Genomic DNA, 25,576 nt, shown 5'->3' with positions numbered 1-25,576 from the left:
TAAGCGTAGCGCCATCAGGCAATAATTTGTTGGCAGTAATTCCGCAACAGCGCACGCGCTTCTTTGTCTGCAACTTGCATTACCATCCACGGGCTAAAAGCCCACGGCGTCGCGTCAATCCCGCTTAAGACATCCTCAAGACTGCTCCACTGGCAATCCATCACTTCATCTGGGTTTAGCTGTAGCGGACTCACGATATGTGCGGCATAAACCGGGCACACTTCGTTTTCAACTATTCCACTCGGGTCTGTAGCGCGATAACGAAAGTCAGCGTATACGGGGCTGAGCAAGTCGATGTCTGCACCCAGTTCGAAGCGAGCCCGGCGAACAATAGCGGCTTCGTGGGTTTCACCCAGCTGCGGGTGACCACAGACAGAGTTGGTCCAGACGCCAGGCCAGGCTTTTTTGTGCAGCGAGCGGCGGGTGACCAGCAGTTGGCCCAGCTCGTTAAATATCCAGCACGAGAAAGCGGAATGCAGGGGAGTTGTGGCGGTATGCGCCGCATATTTTTCCAGCGTTCCGCAGGGTTGGTCCTGCTCATTCAATAAAATGACATGTTCCTGTCGCATAGCGTCCACCATCAATCTTAAGCACCCATATTATATGCTTAATTAAGTCAGATTGATTAACAGAGGGTGTGAAATGCCAGGGCCGACGATTCGTTGCGCGATATGATTTGGCATCCGGTGTCTGGCTGCTATGATAAAGCGTCTGAAAATGTTGCGAGGTATTGTTTTGAGTGCAGGACGCCTGAAGAAAAATGGCCTGGGTATCGTGATGTTGCTTTGTGTCGGTCTGCTGTTAGCAGGGTGTTCCGGGAGCAAGTCGTCTGATACAGGAAGTTATTCCGGCTCCGTGTATACCGTGAAGCGGGGGGATACGCTATACCGTATTTCGCGCGCTACCGGGACCAGCGTGAAAGAGATCGCCCGCCTGAATAATATTTCACCGCCCTATACCATTGAAGTAGGGCAAAAACTGAAGGTCAGCGGTGGCGCGAAAACCAGTTCTAACTCTGGAAAAACAACCAAGAAATCCTCAACCAAAACGGCAGCGGCCAGACCGTCTTCGTCCGTACCGCAGTCTTCATGGCCTCCGGTAGGGCAACGTTGCTGGCAGTGGCCTGCCAGCGGTAAGGTGATCCTGCCTTATTCAACCGCGGACGGCGGCAATAAAGGCATTGATATCTCGGCTGCGCGCGGTACACCGATTTATGCCGCCGGAGCCGGGAAGGTGGTTTACGTCGGTAATCAGCTGCGGGGCTATGGTAATCTCATCATGATTAAGCACAGTGAGGACTACATCACTGCGTATGCGCATAATGACACCATGCTGGTGAACAACGGTCAAAACGTGAAGGCCGGGCAGAAAATCGCGACGATGGGCAGCTCGGATGCGACTACGGTGCGGCTGCATTTCCAAATCCGCTACCGGGCGACGGCTATCGATCCGCTGCGTTATTTACCGCCGCAGGGCAGTAAGCCAAAATGCTGACGGTGAATTAATCGCCAGTCAGTGGGTAAGTCCCTTGCCAAGAAGAGCGTAAGGTTTATAATCCCTTACGCACTTTGATGCGGGCGTAGTTCAATGGTAGAACGAGAGCTTCCCAAGCTCTATACGAGGGTTCGATTCCCTTCGCCCGCTCCAAAATTCTCTCCCTGTAGTTAATCCTTAAAAACGTTAGATAGCGACACCGGAATCCGGTGGCAGCGTGTTGTTACCTTCACCCAGATTACGTTGTAGCAATACCGTGTCGAGCCATAGCCCATGTTTGAAGCCAATGTTTTTCAGTGTGCCGATTTGCGTAAATCCGGCCTGCTGATGGACTTTTAACGATCCCTGATTATTGCTGTCGCCGACGATGGCAATCAGTTGCCGATAACCCTGTGCTTCAGCCCAGCCAATCACATGACGCAGTAAGGCTTTTCCTACACCCTGACGCTGAGCCGTTGGAGCAATATAAATCGAATCCTCAAGGGTATAGCGGTAGGCATAGCGCTCGCGGTAGCGGGTGAGGTAGCAATACCCGATGACCTTATCTTCCTGCAGAGCGACGACCCACGGCAGCCCGAGGCTGCGGATTTTTTCCAGACGAGCAAGCATCTCGTGTGCATCCGGCGGGTCGGTTTCAAAGCTGCCGGTACCGTGAAGAACATGATGTGCATAGATATCGCGTATGGTGAGGATGTGCTTTTCTTCTGCGTTAACGATTTTCATTGACCGGCTCCCATTGGCGTCTTTGCCCAGATTACCTGAAAGACTGAGAGGAAGGTAAGTGCAAAAAATTATGCTTCTATCAGTTGCTTGTAATGCAAATAGGCTTGCATATTGTAAGGGGAAATAATTGATTGTGGTTGATATTGTCAATAGTACGCAAGGTTGGTAAATATATTAACAGGTAGAGTAATACACAATTATTCACGCACGTATTTGATTGAGTTTCCAAATACCAATTATGGTAGGTTTCGAAAAATGATAAATAAAGTTGTTTGATTTCAACGCATTGTTACTGTATCTAATTCTTCTTGCGCCTGTACCCTTATTTTCATTTCATTGGCCCTGTTTGAGCCCTAAAAATTAAGTTATATTTTGTTGTTAGCAGAGAGCCTATTATCAGATTTTTCTCTATTCACCTCTCAAAATAGTTACCATGCAAACAGTTGCGCGGTGTAGCTATGCTAACCAGCAATAGTAAGCATCGTCACATGATGTCACCGGGCAAACTTTGTTTAAATCCAGAATTCAATCCCAAGAGTATTAGGATTATTTAGTCTAAAATACTTTTTTGCCTAAGAATTTTCTTATTGCGTAGCCACGAACTACATGGAGTGATAAAATTCCCGAGTTTATGCCTCCTGTCCAACGATTAGAGGACGCGGTGCGGGTAGTCAATAAGACGAAAGAATTAATTGCTTCATAACCCTATTACGAAATAAGCGGCAGTGCATCTTACATGGTCGGCAACTGTCAGGGATTGACCGTAACTTATTGAAAACGCTTATTTTTACTCTGATGTAAGATATAAGGGCAGATATGTTCAGTATGCGTCGACATGCCAACTTCATTAAACGTTTTAAGTCTGTAAGCTGTTTATTTACGGCAAGCATTCTTTTCCCTATGCAAATCTCTGCTGCGGTATCAGATTATGATGCTTTGGTTATTGAAGCGCGGGGAGGGAATAGTGCGCCGCTATTGCGCTACCTTGAGGATCAGGGAAAGAAAAGTGCGCTAACGCCAAATCAGGTTGCCGACTGGTTGCAAGTTTCTGGTTGGGTCGATAACAACGATAAAACAACCATTCAAATCTGGCAGCGGTATCGTGGGCAGATGGATGTGCCTGCGCGCGGCAAAGTCGCCGCTGCACGTGCGTACCGTAACCAGAAAAACTGGAATGATTCATTGGCGGTGTGGGAAAGCGTTTTACAGGAAGAGCCTGATAACGTGGATGTACGCACCGGCTGGATAATGACGTTGGCGGATGCGCGCTACAATCAGCAAGCCCTTACTGAAGCGAATAAATGGGCGCAGGCGCATCCGGGCGCAGACTCCGACGCACTGCTTGCCTACGTATATCATTCTCAAGGGAAAAACTGGGATGCACTGTTGGTTGCCAGCCAGGCGGATGATGTTGATCCAGGCAACAAAAATGCAAAATCCACGCTGCTATCTGCGCTGTCGGCGAACCGCGTTTCCGGACCCGCTTTAAATATTGCGGAGGTCGTTCCCACTGCTGATCCAGTGAAGCGCCGTCTTGAGCTTGATGCGGCGGCTGAAATGGTACGCTCCTCCTATACGTCCGCACGTAATGAAGAAGAACGGTTTATCGTGGCCGATAAAGCGCTGGCCCGTTATGACCAGTTGCTGGCGGCCTGGAAAGATGAGCCGTCTGCGCAGAATGATGTCCGTCGGGCGAGAATTGACCGTATGGGTGCCTTGTTGGTGCGTAAGCGTACTGCCGAAGTGATTGATGAGTATGAGTCCCTTTCTGCAAGCGGCGAAGTACCAAACTATGCAAAACGCTGGGTGGCATCAGCATGGTTAAGCGAACGTCAGCCGGAAAAAACCGAAGCGATGCTGGCGAGCATTTACTACCCGAATGGACCTATCCCGGTGACGCCGCTCAGTCCTGAGGATCAACAAGATCTGTTCTACGCGCACATTGATAATGAAAACTTCGATGCTGCCAAAAAACAAGTTGATGATTTGATCAAAGAGAGTCCGTATCTGCGGCGTATCTATGGCTCGCCAACGCCGCAGCCTAACGATAACTGGCTGCTCGGACAGTCGCTACTGACGCAATATCATATCGCTGCCAATGAACTGCCAGAGGCAGAAAAGCTCGCAGAGCATCTGGCACGAACAGGCTCTGGTAACCAGGGATTGCGCATATCTTATGCCTCTGTGCTTGAAGCGCGTGGATTGCCGCATGCGGCGGAGAAAGAGCTTAAGCTGGCGGAAGTCATTGAGCCAAGCAACCTGGAGCTGGAACGTCAGCAGGCTTACGTTGCACTGGATCTTCAGGAGTGGAAACAGGCAGATGAACTGACGGATGACGTTATTGCCCGTAGCCCGGATGATGAAGCGACGCTACGCCTCGCGCGTATTCGTGATGTCCACAAAATGTCGGAAGTGCGCATTAGCGGAACGCAGGGGATCTCGTCCGATAGCCCGGTCAGCGGTAAGAATGACTTCAACATCAACACGGCTATTTACAGTCCGCCGATTAATGACAACTGGCGACTGTTTACCGGATTCAACTTCGCTACCGGTGAATTTGAGGAAGGGAAGGGCATCAGCCGCGATCTGGCGGCGGGGGCAGAATGGACTTCCCGTGATTACTGGGCGGAAATGGAAGTGTCAGGCCGAAATTATGGCGATGGTCAGAAGATTGGCGGGCGTCTATCCGGCTGGCATGACTTTAATGACAACTGGCGCGTTGGTGGGTCGGCCGAACGCCTCTCTCGCAATACCCCGTTGCGCGCGCTGCGTAGTGGCGTGTATGCCAACGGCGGCGATATGTTTGTTCGCTGGTATCAAAACGAACGACGTGAATATCAACTGTCGTTTGCCGCATCACATTTCTCGGACGGTAACGATCGCATCGAATATGGACTCAGCGGAAAAGAGCGCATGTGGACCACGCCGCGCTTCACGCTGGACTTTACGCCGGGTATCGGCGGGAGCACCAACACCAAAGAGAATGTGCCGTATTACAACCCGAAGAGTGATTTTTCCGTTGTCCCTGGCTTGAGCGCGGAGCAGGTTCTTTACCGCCACTATGATACCGTCTGGACGCAGCAAGGCCTGGCAGGCGTAGGTGGCTACTGGCAGCAAGGTGAAGATGCAGGTGCTATCGTCCAGGTGGGATACGGCCAACGGCTTAAATGGAACAACGTCGTAGATGGCGGGGTGATGCTGATTTGGGATAAACGCCCCTATGACGGTAAACGTGAGCGGAATATCTCCCTCGCTTTCGATTTAAATGTCAGGTTTTAAGGATTGTTCATGCTGAAAAGATGCCTGTGGCTTAGCGCATTAATCGCTGGCTGGTTGATGATTACCGCGTGCAGCAGCGCGCACAATACAACGCCTCGCTATGTTCCTCCCGCAGAGAGAACACCGCTGACGGCGGATCATCCGTGGCCGAAAAATAGCTTTCTGGTGCTCGGCTACCATGATGTGGAGGATGGTGCAGCCGACCAGCGCTACCTCTCTGTGCGTACCAGCGCGTTGAGCGACCAAATGGCCTGGCTGCGTGATAATGGCTATCAGCCGATCAGCGTGCAGCAAATTCTGGACGCCCATGACGGTAAAATTGTACTGCCGGAAAAAGCGGTATTACTCACCTTTGACGACGGATATAGCAGTTTTTATACCCGCGTCTGGCCATTGCTGAAAGCCTACAACTGGCCTGCACTCTGGGCACCAGTAGGCAGTTGGGTTGATGCGCCAGCCAACAAAAAAGTCGATTTTGGCGGCTTAATGACCGCGCGAGATAAATTCGCCACCTGGAAAATGGTCGAAGAAATGGGCAAGTCGCCGTTGGTAGAAGTCGGTGCGCACACCTGGAACTCGCACTTTGGCGCTGAGGCCAACCCGCAGGGGAGTAAAGAGCCCGCTGTGGCGAACCGCCTGTATGATAAGAAAACCGGCACTTACGAAACGGACGAACAGTACACGCGACGTATAAACACGGATATCTCTCTGATCACTAACAAGATCAAAGCGGTGACCGGCAAATCGCCGCGCGCGTGGGTATGGCCTTACGGCGCAGCCAACGGTACAACGTTAAACCTGGCCAAAGAGCATGGCTATAAGATGGCCTTTACGCTTAATGAAGGGTTGGCAAATGCCGCGTTTCTCGATGATATTCCGCGCGTGCTGATTTCTGATAACCCATCCCTTAAGCGCTTTGCCAGTCAGGTCGCTCAGGTCCGTGAACCACAGACGATGCGCGTGATGCATGTCGATCTGGATTACGTGTATGACAAAGACCCTGCTCAGCAGAAGCGAAATATCGATAAGCTGATCCAGCGCGTTTATGACATGCGTATCTCTCATGTCTTCCTGCAGGCGTACGCCGATCCGCAGGGCGACGGGAATATTCGCGAACTCTATTTCCCCAACCGCTGGCTGCCGATGCGTGCCGATCTCTTTAACTATATCTCCTGGCAGTTACAAACGCGGGCAGGGGTGACGGTGTATGCCTGGATGCCGGTTCTGGCTTTCGATCTCGACGCGTCCATTCCACGCGTAACCGCATGGGATCCGAAAACGGGGCGCACTGCTATCAATCACGAGAACTATGTTCGTCTCTCGCCCTGGGACAGCGAAGCGCGCAAACGCATCACTGAAATCTATGAAGACCTGGCGAAGCACGCCAGCTTCAAAGGTATTTTGTTCCATGACGATGCTTTCTTGACGGATTTTGAAGATGCGTCACCGGAGGCGTTAGCCGCCTACCGTGCCGCAGGGCTTCCGGGCAGTATCGAGCAAATACGTAATAATCCTCAGGCGTTCGAGCGCTGGACTCGCCTGAAAAGTAAGATGCTGATTGACTTCACCAAACAACTGACCCGGACGGTGCGTAATATTCGCGGTCCACAGGTGCAAACTGCGCGCAATATTTACGCCATGCCGGTACTGGAGCCTGAAAGTGAAGCCTGGTTTGCACAAAACCTGAATGATTTCCTCAATACCTATGACTGGACGGCGCCGATGGCGATGCCATTCATGGAACAGATCCCGGCCAATGATGCCAACGCATGGCTTGACCGACTGGTGAATGCCGTTGCACAAACCCCTGGGGCGCTGGATAAAACCGTGTTTGAACTGCAGGCACGAGACTGGCGTAAATCCGGGGATCAGGCTGAAATCAGCGGAAAACAAATAGCCGAATGGATGCGCCAGCTGAAATTAAGCGGTGCAGGTAACTACGGCTATTACCCGGATGATTTCATCAGCGACAAACCTGAGATGTCAGAGATTCGCTCGACGTTCTCCTCATACTGGTATCCGCAAAAATGACCGATCGCATTATTGCTTTCCTGATACTTTGCCTGATGTTCAGCCTGCCGTTTGGCGTGGCTGTCATCTTTACAGGTGAAGTGATGTTGAACTTCGTCTTCTTCTGGCCTTTGTTCATGTCTGCTTTGTGGATAAGCGGCGGGGTCTATTTCTGGTTTTACCGTGAACGTCACTGGAAATGGGGAGATGACACGCCACCACCGACCCTGCCGGGGAATCCACTGGTTTCCATTCTGATCCCCTGTTTTAACGAAGGGATTAACGCGCGTGAAACCATTGAGGCCGCACTGGCACAGCGATATAAGAATATCGAAGTGATCGCCATCAACGATGGTTCGACGGATGACACTCACGACGTGCTGGAACAACTGGCAGTGGAATACCCCAGCCTGCGGGTGATTCATCTTGCTGAAAACCAGGGTAAAGCGCTGGCGCTCAAGACCGGTGCAGCCGCTGCGCGCAGTGATTACCTGGTGTGCATTGATGGCGATGCGTTACTGGATCGTGATGCCGTTGCCTATATTGTGGCTCCGCTGATCCAGTTCCCGCGCGTTGGTGCAGTGACGGGGAACCCGCGTATTCGAACCCGCTCTACGTTAATTGGTCGTGTTCAGGTCGGTGAGTTCTCTTCCATTATCGGCTTAATTAAGCGTACTCAGCGAGTCTATGGGCAGATCTTTACCGTTTCCGGCGTAGTTGCGGCGTTTCGTCGTCGCGCGTTGGCCGAGGTCGGTTACTGGAGCCCGGACATGATCACCGAAGATATCGATATCAGCTGGAAGCTGCAATTGCGCCACTGGTCGGTATTCTTTGAGCCGCGCGCACTGTGCTGGATCCTGATGCCTGAAACATTAAAAGGGCTATGGAAGCAGCGTTTGCGCTGGGCGCAGGGTGGTGCAGAGGTGTTTATCGTTAACATGCGTCGTCTGTGGTCGTGGGAGTTCCGTCGCATGTGGCCGCTGTTTCTTGAGTTCTGTTTTTCTACCGCCTGGTCGTTTGCCTATGCGATCAGTATCGTGCTGTTCCTGTTAGGGCTGATGATCCCGATGCCGGACTCGCTGTATGTACAGCATCTGTTCCCGCCAGCCTTTACCGGGCTTATCCTCGGCGTGGTGTGCTTGTTGCAGTTTGCGGTGAGCCTGATGATTGAACGACGCTATGAAAAAGGCATTGGCGCCTCGTTGTTCTGGATTATCTGGTTCCCGGTGGTGTACTGGATGCTAAGTCTGTTCACCACGCTGGTCGCGTTCCCGAAAGTGATGCTCAAACGCAAACGTGGCAGAGCGCGTTGGGTGAGTCCTGACCGCGGTATTGGGAGGATCGAATCATGAACCAGCCACTGATCTTCACGGAGCGGCGTTTGCTGCCGCGCATCATCGATGTGTTGTTGACGGCCATCGCATGGGTTGGATTTATCTATTTGATCTATAAAGGGCTGATCACTGCACTGGCGCATTCACCGTATATGGGTGTGCGACCCTTTTTCACCACGCTGGATACGGTCACGTTTTATATCCTTGTCGCCCTGGTCAACGGCCTGGTGCTGATTGGCTGGGCGAAGTACAACCAGTTTCGTTTTCGGGTCGAACGCCGCAGTCGCAGACCCGGGCTTGAAGACCATGAGCTGGCAGAAAGTTTGCGTATTACCCGGGAGCTGGTTATGGAACTGAACAAGGCGAGGGTGCTGACGGTCCACCATCATGAGAATGGCGAAATCAGTCATATCGATGTGGACAGGGATATTGCCGATAACCGCCTCCCGCCGCCGACGCCAGCGATGCTGGAGTATTTGCCGCCAGAGCCGCAGCCGTCGATACAGAAAAAGCCTGAATGATATTTCTGCTTTCAGCCGCTTCCTTCAGCCTCGCATAGGTCTATGATTAGACCCAGACAATAAAAAAATGCGAGGCAATGTCGTGGATAAGGAACTACTGGATGCAGGTTACCGGGCCTATACCGGCGAGAAGATTGACGTCTACTTCAACACGGCGATGTGTCAGCATTCGGGCAATTGCGTGCGGGGAAGCGCGAAGCTGTTTAACCTGAAACGTAAACCGTGGATTATTCCGGATGAAGTGGACGTTGCCACGGTCATCAAGGTCATCGATACCTGTCCGAGCGGTGCGCTGAAATATCGCCAAAAATGAGTGAGGGAAGCATGGAAATTCTTGCAGGCCATAACAAGTTTTATGTCAATGATGCTGAGGGCAACCAGGTTGCCGAGATTGTTTTCGTGCCGACGGGCGAGCATCTGAGCATCATTGAACATACCGATGTTGATCCCAGCCTGAAAGGTCAGGGCGTCGGCAAACAGCTGGTGGCGAAAGTGGTAGAGAAGATGCGCGCTGAAAACCGCAAAGTTATTCCGCTGTGCCCGTTTGCCAAACATGAATTTGATAAAACCCGCGAGTACGACGATATCCGCGCCTGATTATCTTATATGCACCGGAAGGTATAACAGCCATCCGGTGCATCACGCCCGATGCAGTAAATCCTGATAAATCCCCGTCAGTATCCCTTGTGGGCCAAACTCTTTTTTAATCCACTGAGTGACACGACCGGTTGCCGAATGCTGGGTTGCCAAAAGCATTCGTGAATCCTGACGTGGGTTGTGGATCTGCCGTGTCACCAGCAACGACTTTTCCATCGCCTCGCGCACCATATAGTCTGGCAGAAAACCGATGCCCTCCCCCAGGATCTGGCACTGGCACTTGGTATTAAAATCGGGAACCAGAATCGACTCTTGACCGTGTAACAGCCAACCGACTTTTTTGTTGATGGTGTGCGCGGTGTCTTCCACCATGATGTTCGGGTACAGGCGCAGTTGGCTCTCAGAGATGGGTTCAGGCATAAACGCCAGCGGATGATCCGGGGCAATCGCGAACGACCAACGGATCGCGCCGATCTCGGTGTAATCAATTCCGCCGCCGTCCAGTAATGTATCGGGCGCGCCAATGGCGATATTGGCCAGGTTATTGATGATCGAATCCCAGACGCCGTTATACACCTCTGTAGTGACGGTTATCTGGCAGGTTGGAAACTGTTTCTTGAGTACCTGCAGCAGCCTCGCCGTATGTTGAGGGGTATACAACAGTTGGTTAATGCAGATGCGCACCCGAGCCTCAATTCCCTGAGCGATGGTATCAATGCTGCGCTTGATTGCGTGGAAATCGTTGAGCAGGTCGGTCGCCTTGCGAAACAGATAGCGTCCGGACTCGGTCAGCTCAATGCTGCGAGTACTGCGGGTAAACAGCACCACGTCGAGACCCATTTCCATGCGCTTAATGGTGTAACTAATTGCCGATGTGGTTAAGCCAAGCTCCTCCGCTGCCTTGCTGAAACTGCTATAGCGGGCAGCCATCGTAAATGCCAGTAGGTTTTCCTCGGTAAATATTGAATTCATCTTTCTCCCCTCCGGCGACAATGCGCATCCGCAACACGATGATTGTTGAATGTATTTGTAATCCTTATACAGAGCAATCAGTTTTGAACAGAATTTAACACTAGTTTTACATTTGATTTGAAGGCAATCACACTTCTGTATTTTAATTGCAGGCCGCTATCCGTGCAGCATACCGCCTGATTTCCCGGACTACTGATTAGTGGCTAAAAGGGCCCCAGCCATAAGGGAAAGATTGCACTACAGCACGTTTTGTCCTCATTGTTAAAATTGATTCAATAATCGATGCGCTAACGATGAATGAAATTTAAGCGGATGTTATTCTCTGCACTCTATTGCTATTCTCAGGTTATCGGATATTTAAAAAGTCTAAAAAACTGCAGGAGAGCGATTATGTCAGAGAAAGAACTCATTACTGAATTTCTGCTGGCGGCAGAACAGGGCAATGCCGATGGATTAAAATCCTGTCTGGCAAAAAATGTGGATATTAACGCCACTAACCGCCAGGGGCGTACTGCCATTATTATTGCCAGCCTGAATAAACATTATGACTGTGTTTCTTTATTGATTGCTGCGGGTGCCGATATTAATAAACAAGATCAAACTTGTTTTAACCCCTTCCTGATTAGCTGCCTGACGAATGATTTAACGCTGTTGCGTACGGTATTACCGGCTGACCCTGACCTCAATTGCCTGAGCCGTTTTGGCGGCGTTGGTATTACACCTGCCAGCGAAAAAGGTCATGTCGAGATCGTGCGCGAACTACTGCTGCGTACCGATATCAATGTCAACCATACTAATTTTGTTGGCTGGACGCCGCTCCTGGAAGCCATCGTGCTAAATGACGGCGGTGCGAAGCAGCAGGAGATCGTTAAGCTGCTGCTCGACCATGGCGCAAACCCGCACATGACGGATAAATACGGTAAAACCCCGCTGGAACTGGCGCGAGAGAAAGGGTACCACGAAATTGCCGAGCTGCTGATTGCGGCCGGAGCCTGACACAGGAGCGCCATTATCGCTACGCCATCACGGCGATGCGTACGGGCGCTAACCGCAGACAGCGCGTTTCTCACTTTCCGGGGAACGGGACGGGTTGAACAGGTTTTTTCCCACGCGGTAAACCTGTTGATACCCGAACAGCAGCGGCTGCTGACGTTACTGAGTGAAGATTGTGATAACGCACCTAACAGCTGTCGGTTGGCGCTGACGCATTGTGAAGACCTGTTTCACCCCGGTGAGCGGGTCAATTTTAGCGGGTCGGGAATAGTTGTTGGCAATGATAAATGGATAGAAACCGCCGGTTGCCAGCTGTGGCGAATACCACGGTGGACATCTGATGCAGCAAGCCTTGCCGCAGTCGGCTGGCAGCACTGGGAAGAGGTTATCCGCCAACAGCTAACAAGCGACGACACATTATTTCTGTACCGGGGTGACAATCCGTTTTATCAGGAAATCACCCGTCAATTACTCAACCGCCGACAAACATTACTGACGGCGTTGCGTACAGGAGAAAATATTACTACGGCGGTCAGCCATTTAATTGGTTTGGGGATAGGGCTGACGCCCTCATCGGATGATTATTTAGTAGGCTTAAGCACCATTTTATTTATTCCCGGACATCCGCTGAGGAAATATAGATATGATTTTTTAGCGGCATTGCAACGTGCAGGAAATAATACAACGCTACTTAGCAAAATAACGCTAGAGGAAGCATTTAATCAGCGTTATCGGGAAAGCATCGGACGGCTGCTGAACCAATTTATTACTGAGCAACAACTCGTTTCTACGCAATATATTACTGACATTAAAAATATCGGTTCAAGTTCTGGCTGCGACATGCTGTATGGCATGGCGGATGCCTGCGCCCTGAGCCACAGGTCCGGAGGGAATTATGTCGATCAGGATAGTTGTTAAAAAGAACACGTATTTTGATTCTGTCTCACTGATGTCTATCTCCACGCGCGCAAATAAGCTCGATGGCGTTGAGCAGGCGTTTGTGGCTATGGCGACAGAGATGAATAAGGGCGTACTGAAGAATCTCGGCCTGCTGACGCCTGAGCTGGAAGAGGCGAAAAGTGGCGATCTGATGATTGTCATTAAAGGCGCCAGCGAGGCGGCGAACGACCAAACGCTGGTGGCGATTGACGATCTGTTTACGCATAAAGAGCAGGGTGGCCAGCATGAAGCGCGCTATGCCACGCTTGCCAGCGCGAAGAAGCATGTTCCTGAGAGCAATCTGGCGGTGATCTCAGTCAATGGCCTGTTTGCCGCGCGTGAAGCGCGCCAGGCGCTGCAAAATAACCTCAATGTGATGCTGTTCTCTGACAACGTCTCTCTTGAGGACGAGCTGGCGCTTAAGCAGCTGGCGCATGAAAAAGGACTGTTGATGATGGGGCCAGATTGCGGAACCGCCATCATTAACGGCGCGGCGCTGTGTTTTGGCAACGCGGTGCGTCGCGGCAACATCGGAATTATTGGTGCCTCCGGTACCGGCAGCCAGGAGCTGAGCGTACGCATTCACGAATTTGGCGGCGGAATTTCCCAGTTGATTGGCACAGGTGGACGCGATCTTAGCGAAAAGATTGGCGGCCTGATGATGCTTGACGCGATTGGCATGCTGGAGGCCGATCCGCAAACTGAGATCATCGCACTTATCTCCAAACCACCTGCGCCAGCGGTGGCGCGCAAGGTGCTGGAACGTGCGCGCGCCTGTCATAAGCCCGTGGTGGTGTGTTTCCTCGGACGTGAAGCCGCGCCTGCGGATGAAAAAGGCCTGCAGTTTGCCCGCGGTACTAAAGAGGCGGCGTTGAAAGCGGTACTGCTGACCGGCGTGAAAAAAGAGAGTCTGGATCTGCATCCGCTCAACTGGCCGCTGATTGAAGAGGTTCGCGCCCGTCTGACCCCACAGCAAAAGTACATCCGTGGCTTGTTCTGTGGCGGCACGTTGTGCGATGAGGCGATGTTTGCTGCCATGGAAAAACATGCCGAAGTTTACAGCAACATTCATCCGGATCCGGCGTTCCGCCTGAAAGATCTCAACCGCAGCGTGGCGCATACCTTCCTCGATTTCGGTGATGACGATTTTACCAATGGCAAACCGCACCCGATGATCGATCCCACCAACCGCATTAGTCGTCTGTTACAGGAAGCGCGCGATCCTGAAGTTGGCGTGATCGTGATGGACTTCGTCCTTGGATTTGGATCGCATGAAGATCCGGTTGGCGTGATGCTCGATGCGATCGTTGAAGCCAAAGCGATCGCCGTCGCAGACGGTCGTCAGCTTGAGATCCTCGGCTATGTGCTGGGAACCGATCTTGATACGCCGTCGCTGGAAAAACAGTGTCAGATGCTGACCGACGCCGGGGTTATCTGGGCGAGCAGTAGCACCAACACAGGATTGCTGGCGCGTGAATTTATCTGTAAAGGGGAGGAAGCCTGATGAGCCAGACACTGTTTAACCAGCCGCTGAACGTGATTAACGTTGGCATAGCAATGTTCAGCGATGACCTGAAAAAGCAGAACGTACCGGTGACTCAGCTCGACTGGACACCGCCGGGCCAGGGCAACATGCAGGTGGTAGCGGCACTGGATGATATTGCCGATTCACCGTTGGCAGACAAAATCGCGGCCGCTAACCAGCAGGCGCTGGAACGCATTATCCAGTCGCATCCGGTGCTGATTGGCTATGACCAGGCGATCAACGTCGTGCCGGGCATGACCCGTAACACCATCCTGCACGCCGGGCCGCCAATCCGCTGGGAAAAAATGTGCGGCGCAATGAAGGGGGCGGTAACCGGGGCGCTGGTCTTTGAAGGGCTGGCGAAAGATCTGGATGAAGCCGCCGAACTGGCCGCCTCGGGTGAAATCATCTTCTCTCCGTGCCACGAGCATGACTGTGTCGGCTCGATGGCGGGCGTGACATCGGCATCGATGTTTATGCACATCGTCGAGAACAAAACCTATGGCAACCGCGCATATACCAATATGAGCGAGCAGATGGCGAAGATCCTGCGTATGGGCGCGAACGATCAGAGCGTTATCGATCGTTTGAACTGGATGCGCGATGTGCTGGGACCGATGCTGCGCGACGCTATGAAACTGGCGGGCGAAATCGATCTGCGCCTGATGCTGGCGCAGGCATTGCACATGGGTGATGAGTGCCATAACCGCAACAACGCCGGGACGGCGCTGCTGATTCAGGCGCTGACGCCGTGGATTATTCAGACCGGCTATCCGGTTGAGCAGCAACGTGAGGTGTTCGAGTTCGTCCTCAGTAGTGATTACTTCTCCGGACCGACCTGGATGGCGATGTGTAAAGCCGCAATGGACGCTGCACACGGTATTGAATACAGCACCGTGGTGACGACGATGGCGCGCAACGGCGTTGAGTTCGGTCTGCGCATTAGTGGCTTACCGGGCCAGTGGTTTACCGGTCCGGCGCAGCAGGTGATTGGACCGATGTTTGCGGGCTATAAGCCGGAAGATTCCGGACGTGATATCGGCGATAGCGCGATCACCGAAACCTACGGCATTGGCGGTTTCGCGATGGCGACGGCACCGGCCATCGTAGCGCTGGTGGGCGGTACGGTCGAAGAGGCCGTTGATTTCTCTCGCCAGATGCGAGAAATCACTCTCGGCGAAAACCCCAACGTCACCATTCCGCTGCTTGGTTTTATGGGCGTACCGACTGCTATTGATATTACGCGCGTAGGCAGCACCGGCATTCTGCCGGTGATCAACACCGCTATTGCGCACAAAGACGCGGGGATCGGCATGATCGGCGCCGGAATAGTTCACCCGCCGTTCGCCTGTTTTGAAAAGGCGCTCCTCAACTGGCGCGACCGCTACTGCCAATAACAATAACCGGGGCTAACGCGGTTAGCCCCACAGTAGCGAAGCGAAAAACGTTGCTTACCTGCAGGGCCGGGCGATCTCCGCGATCGCAAATGATGCTTAACCTGTTAAGGATATTCCATGAACAGCATAAAACTAGAATGGAAACGTGGTGACTGGGCGGCTTACTTTGGGCTGATGACCAACAACCTGACTAACCTGCTGACAATGATGGGGCTGCTCATTTTTGTCGTCGGGATCCCTACCGAAATTGTCTACGGTCGTATTGCGCCTGCCTTTGGTCTGGCGGTGCTGGTGGCCAGCGTCTGCTACGCCTGGTTTGGCCTGCAGATGGCAAAGCACACCGGGCGTAACGACGTAACGGCGCTGCCGTCCGGACCGAGTGCACCGTCAATCTTCACCGTGACCTTCCTGGTGCTGATGCCGGTTTATCAGCAAACCAAAGATGCCAACTTCGCTATCCAGATAGCCCTGGTGTGGTGCTTTGTCGAAGCGTTGATCCTGGTCGGCGGCTCCTTCCTGGGCGAGACCATCCGCAAGATGATCCCGCGTACGGTACTGCTTTCTTGTCTGTCCGGCCTGGGGCTGTTGCTGCTGGCGATGAACCCGATGCTGCAGGCATTCGAAGCGCCGACGGTTTCTTTCATCGTCCTGTTGCTGATCTTCATTAACTGGTTCGGTAAGAAGCCGATTTTTGCCCGTATTCCTACCGGTTTGCTGTTGCTGATTGCCGGTACAGCCCTGGCGTGGATCTCCGGTTTACAAAGCCCGGAAGCCATTAAAGCGTCGATGTCTTCCTTTGGCTTCAACCCGCCGGAAATTCATGTCGACAGCTTCCTGCAAGGTTTGCCGCACGCACTGCCGTATCTGGCTTCTGCAGTTCCTCTGGGCCTGGCGAACTACATTTTTGACCTTGAGAACATTGAAAGTGCGCACGCGGCGGGGGATGAGTACAACACCCGTAAGGTCATGATGGCGAACGGCTTTGCCTCCATGCTCGGCTGCATGCTGGGTAACCCGTTCCCGGTGACCGTATATGTTGGGCATGCGGGCTGGAAAGCGATGGGCGCCAGCATCGGCTATACCCTCGCTTCAGGCATCACCATGTTCCTGGTGCCGCTGTTTGGGCTGGGCGCGTTTATGCTCGCCATTATTCCGATGACCGCGATAGTGCCGATTCTGGTGTTTATCGGCGTGGTGACCGCCAACCAGGTGGTGCGAGAAACGCCCAAAGTCGAGGTTCCCGTTATCTTCATCTGTCTGTTCCCGTGGATCGCCAACTGGGCATTGACCATCGTCAACAGCGTGATGGGTGCCGCCGGAACTTCCGCGGGGAAACTGGGTAGTGACTTGCTGCACAGCAAAGGTGTCTATTACGACGGACTGGTGCATCTGGGAAGCGGTGCACCGCTGGCCAGCATGCTTTGGGGCTGCGTCGCTATCTTCGCCATTATGAACAAGCCGCTGCGCGGCGCGATTGCCGCAGCCTTTGGCGCGCTGTTATCGCTGTTTGGCGTGATCCACTCCCCGGCGGTTGGCTTTGCGGAAGGCAGCTCAATGATGTTTGTTGTGGCCTACCTGATGATGAGCGGCATGTTTGTCCTCAAGCATGTTCTTGATAGCCGTGAAGCGGTGACTGCGCCTGAGCAGGAACCGACGAAAACGACCTGAATTGCCTGCAAGCGGAAGATAACACTATGAAAGAACTTGTGGTCGTTGCCATTGGCGGCAACAGCATTATCAAAGATAACGCCAGCCAGTCGATTGAACACCAGGCTGAAGCGGTGAAAGCGGTAGCGGATACGGTGCTGGAGATGCTGGCATCGGACTACAACATTGTGCTGACGCACGGTAACGGGCCACAGGTAGGGCTGGATCTGCGGCGTGCGGAAATCGCGCACGAGCGTGAAGGGCTGCCGCTTACCCCGCTGGCAAACTGCGTTGCCGATACGCAGGGCGGTATCGGTTACCTGATCCAACAGGCGCTGAATAACCGTCTGGCGCGGCGCGGTGAGCAGAGGGCAGTTACGGTGGTCACGCAGGTGGAGGTCGACAAAAACGATCCGGGCTTCGCTAATCCGACCAAGCCCATTGGAGCGTTCTTTAGCGAAGTGCAGCGTGATGAACTGCAGCGGGTCAATCCGGGCTGGCGCTTTGTTGAGGATTCGGGGCGCGGCTACCGTCGGGTAGTCGCCTCTCCACAACCGAAGCGCATTGTCGAGGCGGAGGCGATCAAAACTCTGACCCAGCAAGGCTTTGTGGTTATTGGCGCGGGCGGCGGCGGGATCCCGGTGGTGCGTAGCGATCAAGGGGATTACCAGAGCGTGGACGCGGTGATTGATAAAGATCTCTCCACGGCGCTACTGGCGCAGGAGATCCGCGCCGACATTTTGGTGATCACCACCGGCGTCGAGCAGGTCTGTATTCATTTTGGCAAACCCAACCAGCAGGCGCTGGATACGGTGGATGTTGCAACGATGACCCGTTACATGCAGGAGGGGCATTTCCCGCCTGGCAGCATGTTACCCAAGATCGTTGCCAGCCTGGCGTTTCTGGAGCGTGGCGGTAAACGAGTAATCATCACCACGCCGGAATGCCTGCCTGCCGCACTGCGCGGCGAAACGGGCACCCATATTGTCCATTCCTGAGAGGAGACGTGAATGAAGGAAAGTAACAGCCGCCGTGAATTTTTAAGCCAGAGCGGAAAAATGGTGACCGCTGCCGCGCTGTTTGGCGCGGTCGCTCCGGTCGCGTATGCTGCTAATCCTGTCGGGAACACCTGCGGGTCGAAGGGCACAATGACGATTAACGATAAACACTATTACCTGGATAACGTCCTGCTGGAAGCGGGCTTTGATTACGAAAACTCGGTGGTGGTGCACACCCGTACCGCGCTGCAAACCGTTGAAATCCAGGACGGAAAAATCGTTGCGCTGCGCGAGAATAAGCAGCATCCGGATGCGACGCTGCCGCACTACGATGCGGGTGGAAAGCTGATGCTGCCCGCCATGCGCGACATGCACATCCATCTGGATAAAACCTTTTACGGTGGCCCCTGGCGTTCGCTGAACCGTCCGGCGGGCACCACTATTCAGGATATGATCCGCCTGGAACAAAAGCTGCTGCCTGAACTCCAGCCTTATACGCAGGAGCGCGCGGAAAAGCTGATCGATCTACTGCAGTCAAAAGGCACCTCTGTCGCCCGCAGCCACTGCAACATAGAACCGGTTTCCGGGCTGAAAAATCTCGAAAACCTGCAGGCGGTACTGGCGCGTCGTCAACCGGGTTTTGCCTGTGAAATCGTGGCATTTCCGCAGCATGGCCTGTTGTTATCAAAATCTGAACCGCTGATGCGTGAAGCGATGCAGGCAGGAGCGCATTACGTCGGCGGTCTGGACCCAACCAGCGTCGATGGGGCGATGGAAAAATCCCTCGACACCATGTTCCAGATTGCTCTGGATTACGATAAAGGTGTAGATATCCATCTGCATGAAACCAGTCCCGCGGGTGTGGCGGCGGTGAATTACATGGTGGAAACGGTGGAGAAAACGCCGCAGTTAAAGGGCAAACTGACCATCAGCCACGCGTTTGCGCTGGCAACGTTGAACGAACAGCAGGTAGACACGTTGGCGGGCCGCATGGCGGCACAGCAGATTACCATTGCCTCGACGGTGCCGATCGGCACCTTGCACATGCCGCTCAAGCAGTTGCGTGATAAAGGCGTGGAAGTGATTACCGGCACCGACAGCGTAATTGATCACTGGTCGCCGTATGGGCTGGGCGACATGCTGGAAAAGGCAAATCTGTACGCGCAGCTCTATATTCGCCCCAACGAACTGAACCTGTCGCGGGCGTTATTCCTCGCCACCGGCGATGTGTTGCCGCTTAACGATAAAGGCGAGCGCGTCTGGCCGAAAGCGCAGGATGAAGCCAGCTTTGTGCTGGTGGATGCCTCCTGTTCGGCGGAAGCGGTCGCGCGAATTTCTCCACGCACCGCGACCTTCCATAAAGGGCAACTGGTGTGGGGGAATGTCGCAAGCTAGCCAGGTTTTACGCGCAGCGGCAATCGCTGCTGCGCTCTCTTGGTGTTAACCGACGATCCCCATATAGCCGTGAATCCCCATATATAAGCCGACCATCGCAATGAGCACACTGGAAAAATAGGGTGCTTTGCGGGCCATCGTGTTAAATCCGCTCCAGCGTTTGGCCGCCTGCTGCACGCTGATTGCCGCTCCCACGCCCACCGTTACCAGCGTCAGCGCCAGCCCGAGGCTGAAGCACAGCACCATGGTCGCGCCCAGCGTGAAGGCTTTGAGCTGGATGCAAATTAGCAGCACCGTAATGGCGGCTGGGCACGGGATTAGCCCGCCGGTCAGACCGAACAATAATATTTGGCCGTTGGTGACCTCTTTGCCCGCAAAGCGGCGCTGAATATCGGTGGCATGGGCCCGTTCGTGGGCATCCTGATACTCTTTCGAGCCTTCGGTGAGTCCTGCCAGTGCGGCATGGTCGTGATTATGCTCGTGTTCGTGATGATGATGGTGATGATCGTCATCGTGGTCATGATGATGGTCGTCATGATCATGGTGGTGGTGATGCTCGTGATTGTGGTCGTGATGCGTCTGGGCCAGCCAGTTCTGCTCTCCCTGCCAGGTTCGCCAGAACATCCAGAATGCGGTCCCGAGAATAATAATCGCCGAGACAAACTGCAGCCAGGGCTCAACGGCCTGGGCAGTAAACGCTTTGCTGATATACATCCCGCCGAGCGCAATCAGCCATACCACGGCGGTATGCGACAGCGTTGCTGCCAGCCCCAGCATCACCGCCTGTTTGATGGTCCCCTTAATGGCAATAATAAAGGCCGCCATCATCGTCTTGGAATGCCCCGGTTCCAGACCGTGCAACACACCCAATAGAATCGCGCTGGGAATGAAAAACCAGGCGTTACCTTGCTGAAGAAGCGTAGAAAACTCACCCATGAGAATGATTCTTAGTTGTTTAATTTCGCCTGATTCTACTCCCCCCCCAGTATCAAATACTACCCCCCAGTAGAATGTCGATGGTATTGTCCCTACAGCCAGACGTTAAAAAGGTAAAGTTATGTCACATACGATCCGCGACAAACAAAAGCTGAAAGCCCGAACCAGCAAGATTCAGGGGCAGGTAGCAGCGTTGAAAACCATGCTGGATGAACCGCATGAATGCGCGGCAGTATTGCAGCAAATAGCGGCGATCCGCGGGGCAGTAAATGGATTAATGCGTGAAGTGATTAAAGGTCATCTGACCGAGCACATTGTGCATCAGGGCGATGAAATTAAGCGCGAAGAGGATTTGGATGTGGTCCTGAAAGTGCTGGATTCGTACATCAAATAAGTCAGTTTAACGGCTCATCCGCTTACTGGAATGAGCCGCTAAACAACACGTTCTAGCCAAAAAACATCACAGATACGCACAGCAGACCGACAATCAGGGTGATCAGATTACCCACTGAACGGTATGGCTTCAGCGCCGGGATCAGATAGGTAGACAATGTCGGCATGATAAATAGAATCATGGCAATCAGCGGGCCGCTTATCGCGTAAATCATTGAAATAGCATTAGGATTAATGCAGCAGATGATAAACGTGATAGCCGAGACAAGCATGATGGACAGAGCGCGGTTAAAGGCCCGGCTTTTCTTCACACCCACCTGATGCAACGACGTTTTTACTACCTCCGTTGCCCCTTCAATCACGCCAAAGTAGGTGCCGAGGAACGATTTTGACATCGCGACAACGGCAACGATGATCCCGGAAATCGACAGCCATGCCGGTGCGTTTGGCATCATCGACAGCGCGGAAAGAATCGTCACGCCTTCATTTTTCGCGTCTTCGATATAGTTTGTCGGAATCGAAAGCAAGCAGCTGAAGACGAAAAACAGTACGCTCAGGCAGATGATGACGTAGGCTACCTTCATGATTTTTTTGCATTTACCCATGGCCTGCTCGCCGTATTTCTCTCGTCTGTCGATGGCGAACGTAGAGATAATTGGCGTATGGCTAAAAGCGAAAACCATCACGGGAATAGATATCCAAACCTGATGAAGCGTGTGCTGATCGAAAGACATCTGGCCGGTGAGTAGCGTTGGCTGCCAGCTTCCGGTCAGGTAGAGCGAAAGGAACAAAAAGTACGCGATGAGCGGGAACACCAAAAAGCCCATGACCCGAATAGTGGCTTGCCGGCCCATCAGAAAAATCAGGTTCAGCACCAGCACCACGCCAAGGCTGACCAACATGCGGATCCGCAGATCGATAGTGATATGTTTGGCCAGCTGTTCAGTGAGTGAATTGGTTATCGCTACGGCGTAGATCAGCACCACCACAAAGAAGGCAATAAAATAGAGGGTGGTGATCAGGCTGCCAATCTTCTTGCCGTAGTAGTGGGTAACCGCGCCAGTGATCCCTTCACCAGCCGACGTTTTTGAGGACAGGATAAACTGACACAGCGCCTTGTGCGGCCAGTAGGTTAAAGGCCAGGCGACGAGTGCGGTGATAAACAATACCACCGCGCCTGCAGAACCCAGCTGTATGGGTAGGAATAGGGTTCCTGCGCCGACGGCAGTCCCATATAGTGCGAAGCTCCAGAGAGTCTCTTCTTTTGACCAAAATTTCGACATTATTTGAACGTATCAACTATAAAATAAACAAAAAGAAGCGCAATTTACCACAAATGGCAGGGGCTGGGGGAGGTGTGAACAAGCGGGCGAGTGAATGGGACAATAGCCGGAACCGAGAAGATTCCGACTATTATTTTAATTATCAGGCAGTAACGCGCTGCTGGCGGCGCTTCATAACGCGCTCGCGTAACGTGTCATAAGCCCAGTTATAGAACATGGTGTACGGCAGGAAGAACAGGAAGAAACCTATTTCCAGCGTGAATGCCTGAACCAGGCTGACGTTCAGCACATACGCCACGATGCTCACCCCGATCACAATAAAACCGCTCTCGAAGCCTAAGGCGTGAAATGCTCGCACTTTCGCCGTACGTTTTACCAGGTGTGACGGCCACAAACGGTCAAACAGGGCGTTATAAATGATATTCCAGATCATCGCTGTGGTGGCGAGAAGAATGGTCAGTCCGCCCATTTCCAGCACCGAGCGCTGCATCAACCATGCGGTGGTTGGTGCGAGGATCGCGGTGGCAATGCCTTCAAAGCAGACGGCATGAAAAATACGCTCCACTAACGAGCGGCGTTGGACAGTATCGTGTTGCATAACCTAAAACCTTCTTTGATGCCCGGATAACGGAATGGTGGCAATTTTATCGTTTTATGTGATATCTAAAAGATAGTATCCATCGATAAAGTAGATAGTTCATGCGTTATTCTCCTGAAGCATTAACGGCATTTGTGGAGACCGTTTCCTGCGGTTCATTTTCTGCGGCGGCCCGGCGGCTACGTAAAAGCCAGTCCACTATCAGTACGGCCATTGCGCATCTGGAAGCCGATCTTGGTTTTGCGCTGTTTGACCGCTCATCCCGCCAGCCAACGCTGACCGAGGAAGGTAAGCGGGTGTTGGGCTATGTGCAGGCTATTCTGACGGCCAGCGAACGTCTCGATGAGGCGGCGATCTCGCTGTCGGGTGAAACTGAGGCGCGTCTGACCTTTGTGCTGTCTGACACGCTGCATCCGGATGTGCTGGAAGAGTTGATGGTGCAGTTTGATCGCAAGTTTCCCCATACCGAGTTTGAATGCCTGATTGGTGAAGATGAAGACGTGATCGATCTGCTGCAAAAAGGACGTGCTCAGGTGGGGTTGATCGAGGCGCGGGAAGATTACCCGACCGACATGGGCGTTACGCGTCTGCCGATGCAAACCTGGATGGGATTATACGTTGCAGCGTCGCATCCGCTCGCGGCTCAAGAAAAACTGCAGTGGGAGCAGCTACACACCTGGCGCGAGCTGCGCTTGAATACCTATCTGGAAAGCGGCACCAACGTGGCGCGCGGTCCCGTCTGGTCTGCTCCTAACTATCTGTTATTGCTAAGTATGGCTGTTCAGGGATTCGGCTGGTGCGCGCTCCCTTGTGCGCTGGTGGAGGAGTTTGCGGCAGAAAAACCACTGGTGCAATTAAAGATGCCTGGCTGGCCAAAGGCTATCTCTATCGATCTGTTGTGGAATAAGAAATCACCGCCTGGTGTGGCAGGAAGCTGGCTGCGTGACCATTTGCAGCAGAGTGGAGTTCAGATGACCAATAAGTGATACGAATTTCCTTTGTGATAAAAATCACCGTTTTTAAACAACCTTGATAACTATTTTTAACAATCATCTACTATTGCGATGTTATTTTGCGCTGAGGTAGTGATGAAAGAGGTTGTGATCGTCGGGGCATTAAGGACACCGATTGGCTGCTTCCAGGGGACGCTGGCGCGCCACTCTGCCGTTGAGTTAGGCAGCATGGTGGTCAAGGCGTTACTGGAACGCACGGGCGTGGACGTTCACGCTGTGGATGAAGTGATCCTCGGACAGGTGCTTACCGCAGGTGCCGGGCAGAACCCTGCGCGTCAGTCTGCCATCAATGGTGGGCTACCCAATACCGTTTCCGCCATCACCATTAACGATGTCTGTGGCTCGGGTCTGAAAGCGCTGCATCTGGCGACCCAGGCTATCCAGTGTGGCGAAGCCGACATTGTGATTGCGGGCGGGCAAGAGAATATGAGCCGTGCACCGCATGTCCTTACCGATAGCCGCACTGGCGCACAGCTGGGGAACAGCCAACTGGTCGACAGCCTGGTACATGACGGTCTGTGGGATGCCTTCAACGATTATCACATGGGCGTTACCGCGGAAAACCTGGCGCGAGAATACGGAATCAGCCGCGAATTGCAGGATGCCTACGCGCTGCACTCGCAGCACAAAGCGCGGATGGCAATTGATGCCGGACGCTTTAAAGATGAAATCGTGCCGGTGGTAACACAGCGTAATGGGCAATCGTTCGTGGTGGACACCGACGAACAACCGCGTACTGATGCCAGCGCCGAGGGGCTGGCGCGTCTGGATCCTACCTTTGACAGACTCGGTTCGGTAACGGCGGGTAACGCGTCATCCATCAACGACGGTGCCGCTGCGGTGATGATGATGAGCGAGGCCAAGGCGCAGGAACTTAACTTACCTGTGTTGGCCCGTATTCGCGCCTTTGCCAGCGTCGGAGTCGACCCTGCGCTCATGGGGATTGCGCCAGTGTATGCAACACGCCGCTGCCTTGAGCGCGTGGGCTGGCAACTGGCTGATGTTGATCTTATCGAAGCTAATGAAGCCTTCGCCGCGCAGGCATTATCCGTTGGGAAAATGCTGGAGTGGGATGAACGGCGGGTGAATGTGAACGGCGGGGCCATTGCGCTCGGCCATCCGATTGGCGCTTCTGGCTGTCGTATTCTGGTTTCGCTGGTACATGAAATGGTGAAACGTCGGGCGCACAAGGGCCTGGCAACGCTGTGTATTGGTGGTGGTCAGGGGGTGGCGCTCGCTATCGAACGAGACTAATCCCCGTCATACTTCAAGCTGCATGTGCGTTGGCTTTACTCGCTCACCCCAGTCACGTACTTATGTACGCTCCGGGGAATTCGCTGCGTCGCCGCGTGATTCGGCCTTACGGCCTCACCCCTTCGGGGCCAGCGCAAGCGCTGTTCAAAACGGCCGGGAAGTTTTGTCCTGCAACTCGAATTATTTAGGGTATATATTTTTCTTCTCGAACAGTTTTCTGCCGTGTTATCTCTTCCTCTATAAAAAAGCCCTCCAGCAGGAGGGCAAGGCCAGTT

The 25,576-nt window shown here is 53.2% G+C and carries 23 protein-coding genes and 1 tRNA gene; 18 read left to right on the top strand and 6 right to left on the bottom strand.

All coding sequences use genetic code 11. The annotated features are described in order from the left end of the window. Positions 1 to 14: 14 nt before the first annotated feature. The gene (gene idi / locus OGY08_RS07530) at positions 15 to 569 is read right to left on the bottom strand and encodes an isopentenyl-diphosphate Delta-isomerase (protein ID WP_071446519.1); all 555 of its coding nucleotides are present in this window, start codon (positions 567 to 569) and stop codon (positions 15 to 17) included. A gap of 166 nt (positions 570 to 735) precedes the next feature. Between idi and actS the strand changes: the two genes are divergently transcribed. Together actS and OGY08_RS07520 are read left to right on the top strand one after the other, a co-directional pair. Further along, positions 736 to 1,494, top strand: a complete 759-nt coding sequence (actS, locus tag OGY08_RS07525; protein WP_103285965.1) for an amidase activator ActS — start codon at positions 736 to 738, stop codon at positions 1,492 to 1,494. Positions 1,495 to 1,573: 79 nt separating this feature from the next. After that, positions 1,574 to 1,647 (top strand) — tRNA-Gly (locus OGY08_RS07520). 33 nt (positions 1,648 to 1,680) lie between these two features. Here OGY08_RS07520 and OGY08_RS07515 read toward each other — a convergent pair. Next, positions 1,681 to 2,217, bottom strand: a complete 537-nt coding sequence (locus OGY08_RS07515; protein WP_125363286.1) for a GNAT family N-acetyltransferase — start codon at positions 2,215 to 2,217, stop codon at positions 1,681 to 1,683. Positions 2,218 to 3,033: 816 nt separating this feature from the next. Here OGY08_RS07515 and pgaA point away from each other — a divergent pair. From pgaA to OGY08_RS07485, 6 genes are all read left to right on the top strand, one after another. Continuing rightward, a complete protein-coding gene (pgaA, locus tag OGY08_RS07510; protein WP_048225437.1) occupies positions 3,034 to 5,496 on the top strand; it encodes a poly-beta-1,6 N-acetyl-D-glucosamine export porin PgaA in 2,463 nt (820 codons plus the stop codon). A gap of 9 nt (positions 5,497 to 5,505) precedes the next feature. Then, positions 5,506 to 7,527: a poly-beta-1,6-N-acetyl-D-glucosamine N-deacetylase PgaB gene (gene pgaB / locus OGY08_RS07505; RefSeq protein ID WP_048215612.1), complete on the top strand. Its 2,022-nt coding sequence runs from the start codon at positions 5,506 to 5,508 to the stop codon at positions 7,525 to 7,527. After that, a complete protein-coding gene (gene pgaC, locus OGY08_RS07500; protein WP_003033859.1) occupies positions 7,524 to 8,858 on the top strand; it encodes a poly-beta-1,6-N-acetyl-D-glucosamine synthase in 1,335 nt (444 codons plus the stop codon). Before pgaB ends, pgaC begins: the two co-directional genes overlap by 4 nt. Then, on the top strand, positions 8,855 to 9,361 hold the full coding sequence (gene pgaD / locus OGY08_RS07495; protein ID WP_125363285.1) for a poly-beta-1,6-N-acetyl-D-glucosamine biosynthesis protein PgaD: 507 nt from the start codon (positions 8,855 to 8,857) through the stop codon (positions 9,359 to 9,361). Before pgaC ends, pgaD begins: the two co-directional genes overlap by 4 nt. 82 nt (positions 9,362 to 9,443) lie before the next feature. Further along, a complete protein-coding gene (gene yjdI, locus OGY08_RS07490) occupies positions 9,444 to 9,674 on the top strand; it encodes a 4Fe-4S mono-cluster protein YjdI (protein ID WP_003825544.1) in 231 nt (76 codons plus the stop codon). 11 nt (positions 9,675 to 9,685) lie between these two features. Beyond that, the gene (locus OGY08_RS07485; protein ID WP_003033869.1) at positions 9,686 to 9,958 is read left to right on the top strand and encodes a GNAT family N-acetyltransferase; all 273 of its coding nucleotides are present in this window, start codon (positions 9,686 to 9,688) and stop codon (positions 9,956 to 9,958) included. A gap of 42 nt (positions 9,959 to 10,000) precedes the next feature. On the opposite strand, the gene OGY08_RS07480 is transcribed toward OGY08_RS07485, so the two are convergent. After that, a complete protein-coding gene (locus OGY08_RS07480; protein ID WP_003825551.1) occupies positions 10,001 to 10,930 on the bottom strand; it encodes a LysR substrate-binding domain-containing protein in 930 nt (309 codons plus the stop codon). 390 nt (positions 10,931 to 11,320) lie between these two features. Here OGY08_RS07480 and OGY08_RS07475 point away from each other — a divergent pair, with 390 nt between their 5' ends. The 7 genes from OGY08_RS07475 (at position 11,321) to OGY08_RS07445 (ending at position 19,824) form a co-directional block, all read left to right on the top strand. Next, positions 11,321 to 11,926 carry an ankyrin repeat domain-containing protein gene (locus tag OGY08_RS07475; RefSeq protein ID WP_008785731.1) on the top strand — a complete coding sequence of 202 codons (606 nt, stop codon included), beginning with the start codon at positions 11,321 to 11,323 and terminating at the stop codon, positions 11,924 to 11,926. 15 nt (positions 11,927 to 11,941) lie between these two features. Further along, positions 11,942 to 12,841 (top strand): oxamate carbamoyltransferase subunit AllH family protein, encoded by a 900-nt coding sequence (locus OGY08_RS07470; protein WP_502873275.1) that lies wholly within the window; start codon positions 11,942 to 11,944, stop codon positions 12,839 to 12,841. After that, the gene (fdrA, locus tag OGY08_RS07465; RefSeq protein WP_286565852.1) at positions 12,819 to 14,366 is read left to right on the top strand and encodes an acyl-CoA synthetase FdrA; all 1,548 of its coding nucleotides are present in this window, start codon (positions 12,819 to 12,821) and stop codon (positions 14,364 to 14,366) included. Before OGY08_RS07470 ends, fdrA begins: the two co-directional genes overlap by 23 nt. Then, positions 14,366 to 15,784 carry a YlbE family protein gene (locus tag OGY08_RS07460; RefSeq protein WP_125363282.1) on the top strand — a complete coding sequence of 473 codons (1,419 nt, stop codon included), beginning with the start codon at positions 14,366 to 14,368 and terminating at the stop codon, positions 15,782 to 15,784. The genes fdrA and OGY08_RS07460 overlap by 1 nt, the downstream gene beginning before the upstream one ends. Positions 15,785 to 15,901: 117 nt before the next feature. Continuing rightward, positions 15,902 to 17,452 carry a hypothetical protein gene (locus tag OGY08_RS07455; RefSeq protein ID WP_003825560.1) on the top strand — a complete coding sequence of 517 codons (1,551 nt, stop codon included), beginning with the start codon at positions 15,902 to 15,904 and terminating at the stop codon, positions 17,450 to 17,452. 26 nt (positions 17,453 to 17,478) lie between these two features. Further along, positions 17,479 to 18,429, top strand: a complete 951-nt coding sequence (locus OGY08_RS07450) for a carbamate kinase family protein (RefSeq protein WP_008785727.1) — start codon at positions 17,479 to 17,481, stop codon at positions 18,427 to 18,429. A gap of 12 nt (positions 18,430 to 18,441) precedes the next feature. Further along, positions 18,442 to 19,824 (top strand): amidohydrolase family protein, encoded by a 1,383-nt coding sequence (locus OGY08_RS07445; RefSeq protein WP_125363281.1) that lies wholly within the window; start codon positions 18,442 to 18,444, stop codon positions 19,822 to 19,824. A gap of 45 nt (positions 19,825 to 19,869) precedes the next feature. On the opposite strand, the gene OGY08_RS07440 is transcribed toward OGY08_RS07445, so the two are convergent. After that, entirely contained in the window at positions 19,870 to 20,760 is an 891-nt protein-coding gene (locus OGY08_RS07440; RefSeq protein WP_153752315.1) for a nickel/cobalt efflux protein RcnA, read from the bottom strand. A 121-nt stretch (positions 20,761 to 20,881) separates the two neighbouring features. Here OGY08_RS07440 and rcnR point away from each other — a divergent pair, with 121 nt between their 5' ends. Further along, on the top strand, positions 20,882 to 21,154 hold the full coding sequence (rcnR, locus tag OGY08_RS07435) for a Ni(II)/Co(II)-binding transcriptional repressor RcnR (protein WP_003825567.1): 273 nt from the start codon (positions 20,882 to 20,884) through the stop codon (positions 21,152 to 21,154). Positions 21,155 to 21,206: 52 nt separating this feature from the next. Here rcnR and OGY08_RS07430 read toward each other — a convergent pair whose 3' ends face one another. Beyond that, entirely contained in the window at positions 21,207 to 22,436 is a 1,230-nt protein-coding gene (locus OGY08_RS07430) for an amino acid permease (protein WP_008785724.1), read from the bottom strand. A gap of 142 nt (positions 22,437 to 22,578) precedes the next feature. Next, complete coding sequence (locus OGY08_RS07425; RefSeq protein ID WP_008785723.1) at positions 22,579 to 23,034, bottom strand: multidrug/biocide efflux PACE transporter; 456 nt, start codon at positions 23,032 to 23,034, stop codon at positions 22,579 to 22,581. A 101-nt stretch (positions 23,035 to 23,135) separates the two neighbouring features. Between OGY08_RS07425 and OGY08_RS07420 the strand changes: the two genes are divergently transcribed. Both OGY08_RS07420 and OGY08_RS07415 read left to right on the top strand, forming a co-directional pair. Next, complete coding sequence (locus tag OGY08_RS07420; RefSeq protein WP_008785722.1) at positions 23,136 to 24,020, top strand: LysR family transcriptional regulator; 885 nt, start codon at positions 23,136 to 23,138, stop codon at positions 24,018 to 24,020. 102 nt (positions 24,021 to 24,122) lie between these two features. Next, on the top strand, positions 24,123 to 25,301 hold the full coding sequence (locus OGY08_RS07415) for an acetyl-CoA C-acetyltransferase (protein ID WP_032944867.1): 1,179 nt from the start codon (positions 24,123 to 24,125) through the stop codon (positions 25,299 to 25,301). Positions 25,302 to 25,576: the final 275 nt, after the last annotated feature.

Origin of the sequence: Citrobacter sp. Cpo069 (genome assembly GCF_030332785.1) — a bacterium.
GTDB lineage: Bacteria > Pseudomonadota > Gammaproteobacteria > Enterobacterales > Enterobacteriaceae > Citrobacter > Citrobacter portucalensis.
The sequence above is the reverse complement of the archived record's forward strand: the minus strand, read 5'-3'. Positions and strand labels throughout refer to the sequence as shown.

Coding starts and splice junctions, on each gene's coding strand:
- OGY08_RS07485 (WP_003033869.1), top strand. CDS start 9,686: ATGGAAATTCTTGCAGGCCATAACAAGTTTTATGTCAATGATGCTGAG.
- OGY08_RS07415 (WP_032944867.1), top strand. CDS start 24,123: ATGAAAGAGGTTGTGATCGTCGGGGCATTAAGGACACCGATTGGCTGC.
- fdrA (WP_286565852.1), top strand. CDS start 12,819: ATGTCGATCAGGATAGTTGTTAAAAAGAACACGTATTTTGATTCTGTC.
- OGY08_RS07515 (WP_125363286.1), bottom strand. CDS start 2,217: ATGAAAATCGTTAACGCAGAAGAAAAGCACATCCTCACCATACGCGAT.
- pgaA (WP_048225437.1), top strand. CDS start 3,034: ATGTTCAGTATGCGTCGACATGCCAACTTCATTAAACGTTTTAAGTCT.
- OGY08_RS07480 (WP_003825551.1), bottom strand. CDS start 10,930: ATGAATTCAATATTTACCGAGGAAAACCTACTGGCATTTACGATGGCT.
- OGY08_RS07445 (WP_125363281.1), top strand. CDS start 18,442: ATGAAGGAAAGTAACAGCCGCCGTGAATTTTTAAGCCAGAGCGGAAAA.
- pgaB (WP_048215612.1), top strand. CDS start 5,506: ATGCTGAAAAGATGCCTGTGGCTTAGCGCATTAATCGCTGGCTGGTTG.
- pgaC (WP_003033859.1), top strand. CDS start 7,524: ATGACCGATCGCATTATTGCTTTCCTGATACTTTGCCTGATGTTCAGC.
- OGY08_RS07455 (WP_003825560.1), top strand. CDS start 15,902: ATGAACAGCATAAAACTAGAATGGAAACGTGGTGACTGGGCGGCTTAC.
- OGY08_RS07440 (WP_153752315.1), bottom strand. CDS start 20,760: ATGGGTGAGTTTTCTACGCTTCTTCAGCAAGGTAACGCCTGGTTTTTC.
- OGY08_RS07475 (WP_008785731.1), top strand. CDS start 11,321: ATGTCAGAGAAAGAACTCATTACTGAATTTCTGCTGGCGGCAGAACAG.
- OGY08_RS07430 (WP_008785724.1), bottom strand. CDS start 22,436: ATGTCGAAATTTTGGTCAAAAGAAGAGACTCTCTGGAGCTTCGCACTA.
- idi (WP_071446519.1), bottom strand. CDS start 569: ATGCGACAGGAACATGTCATTTTATTGAATGAGCAGGACCAACCCTGC.
- OGY08_RS07425 (WP_008785723.1), bottom strand. CDS start 23,034: ATGCAACACGATACTGTCCAACGCCGCTCGTTAGTGGAGCGTATTTTT.
- pgaD (WP_125363285.1), top strand. CDS start 8,855: ATGAACCAGCCACTGATCTTCACGGAGCGGCGTTTGCTGCCGCGCATC.
- OGY08_RS07420 (WP_008785722.1), top strand. CDS start 23,136: ATGCGTTATTCTCCTGAAGCATTAACGGCATTTGTGGAGACCGTTTCC.
- rcnR (WP_003825567.1), top strand. CDS start 20,882: ATGTCACATACGATCCGCGACAAACAAAAGCTGAAAGCCCGAACCAGC.
- OGY08_RS07460 (WP_125363282.1), top strand. CDS start 14,366: ATGAGCCAGACACTGTTTAACCAGCCGCTGAACGTGATTAACGTTGGC.
- OGY08_RS07450 (WP_008785727.1), top strand. CDS start 17,479: ATGAAAGAACTTGTGGTCGTTGCCATTGGCGGCAACAGCATTATCAAA.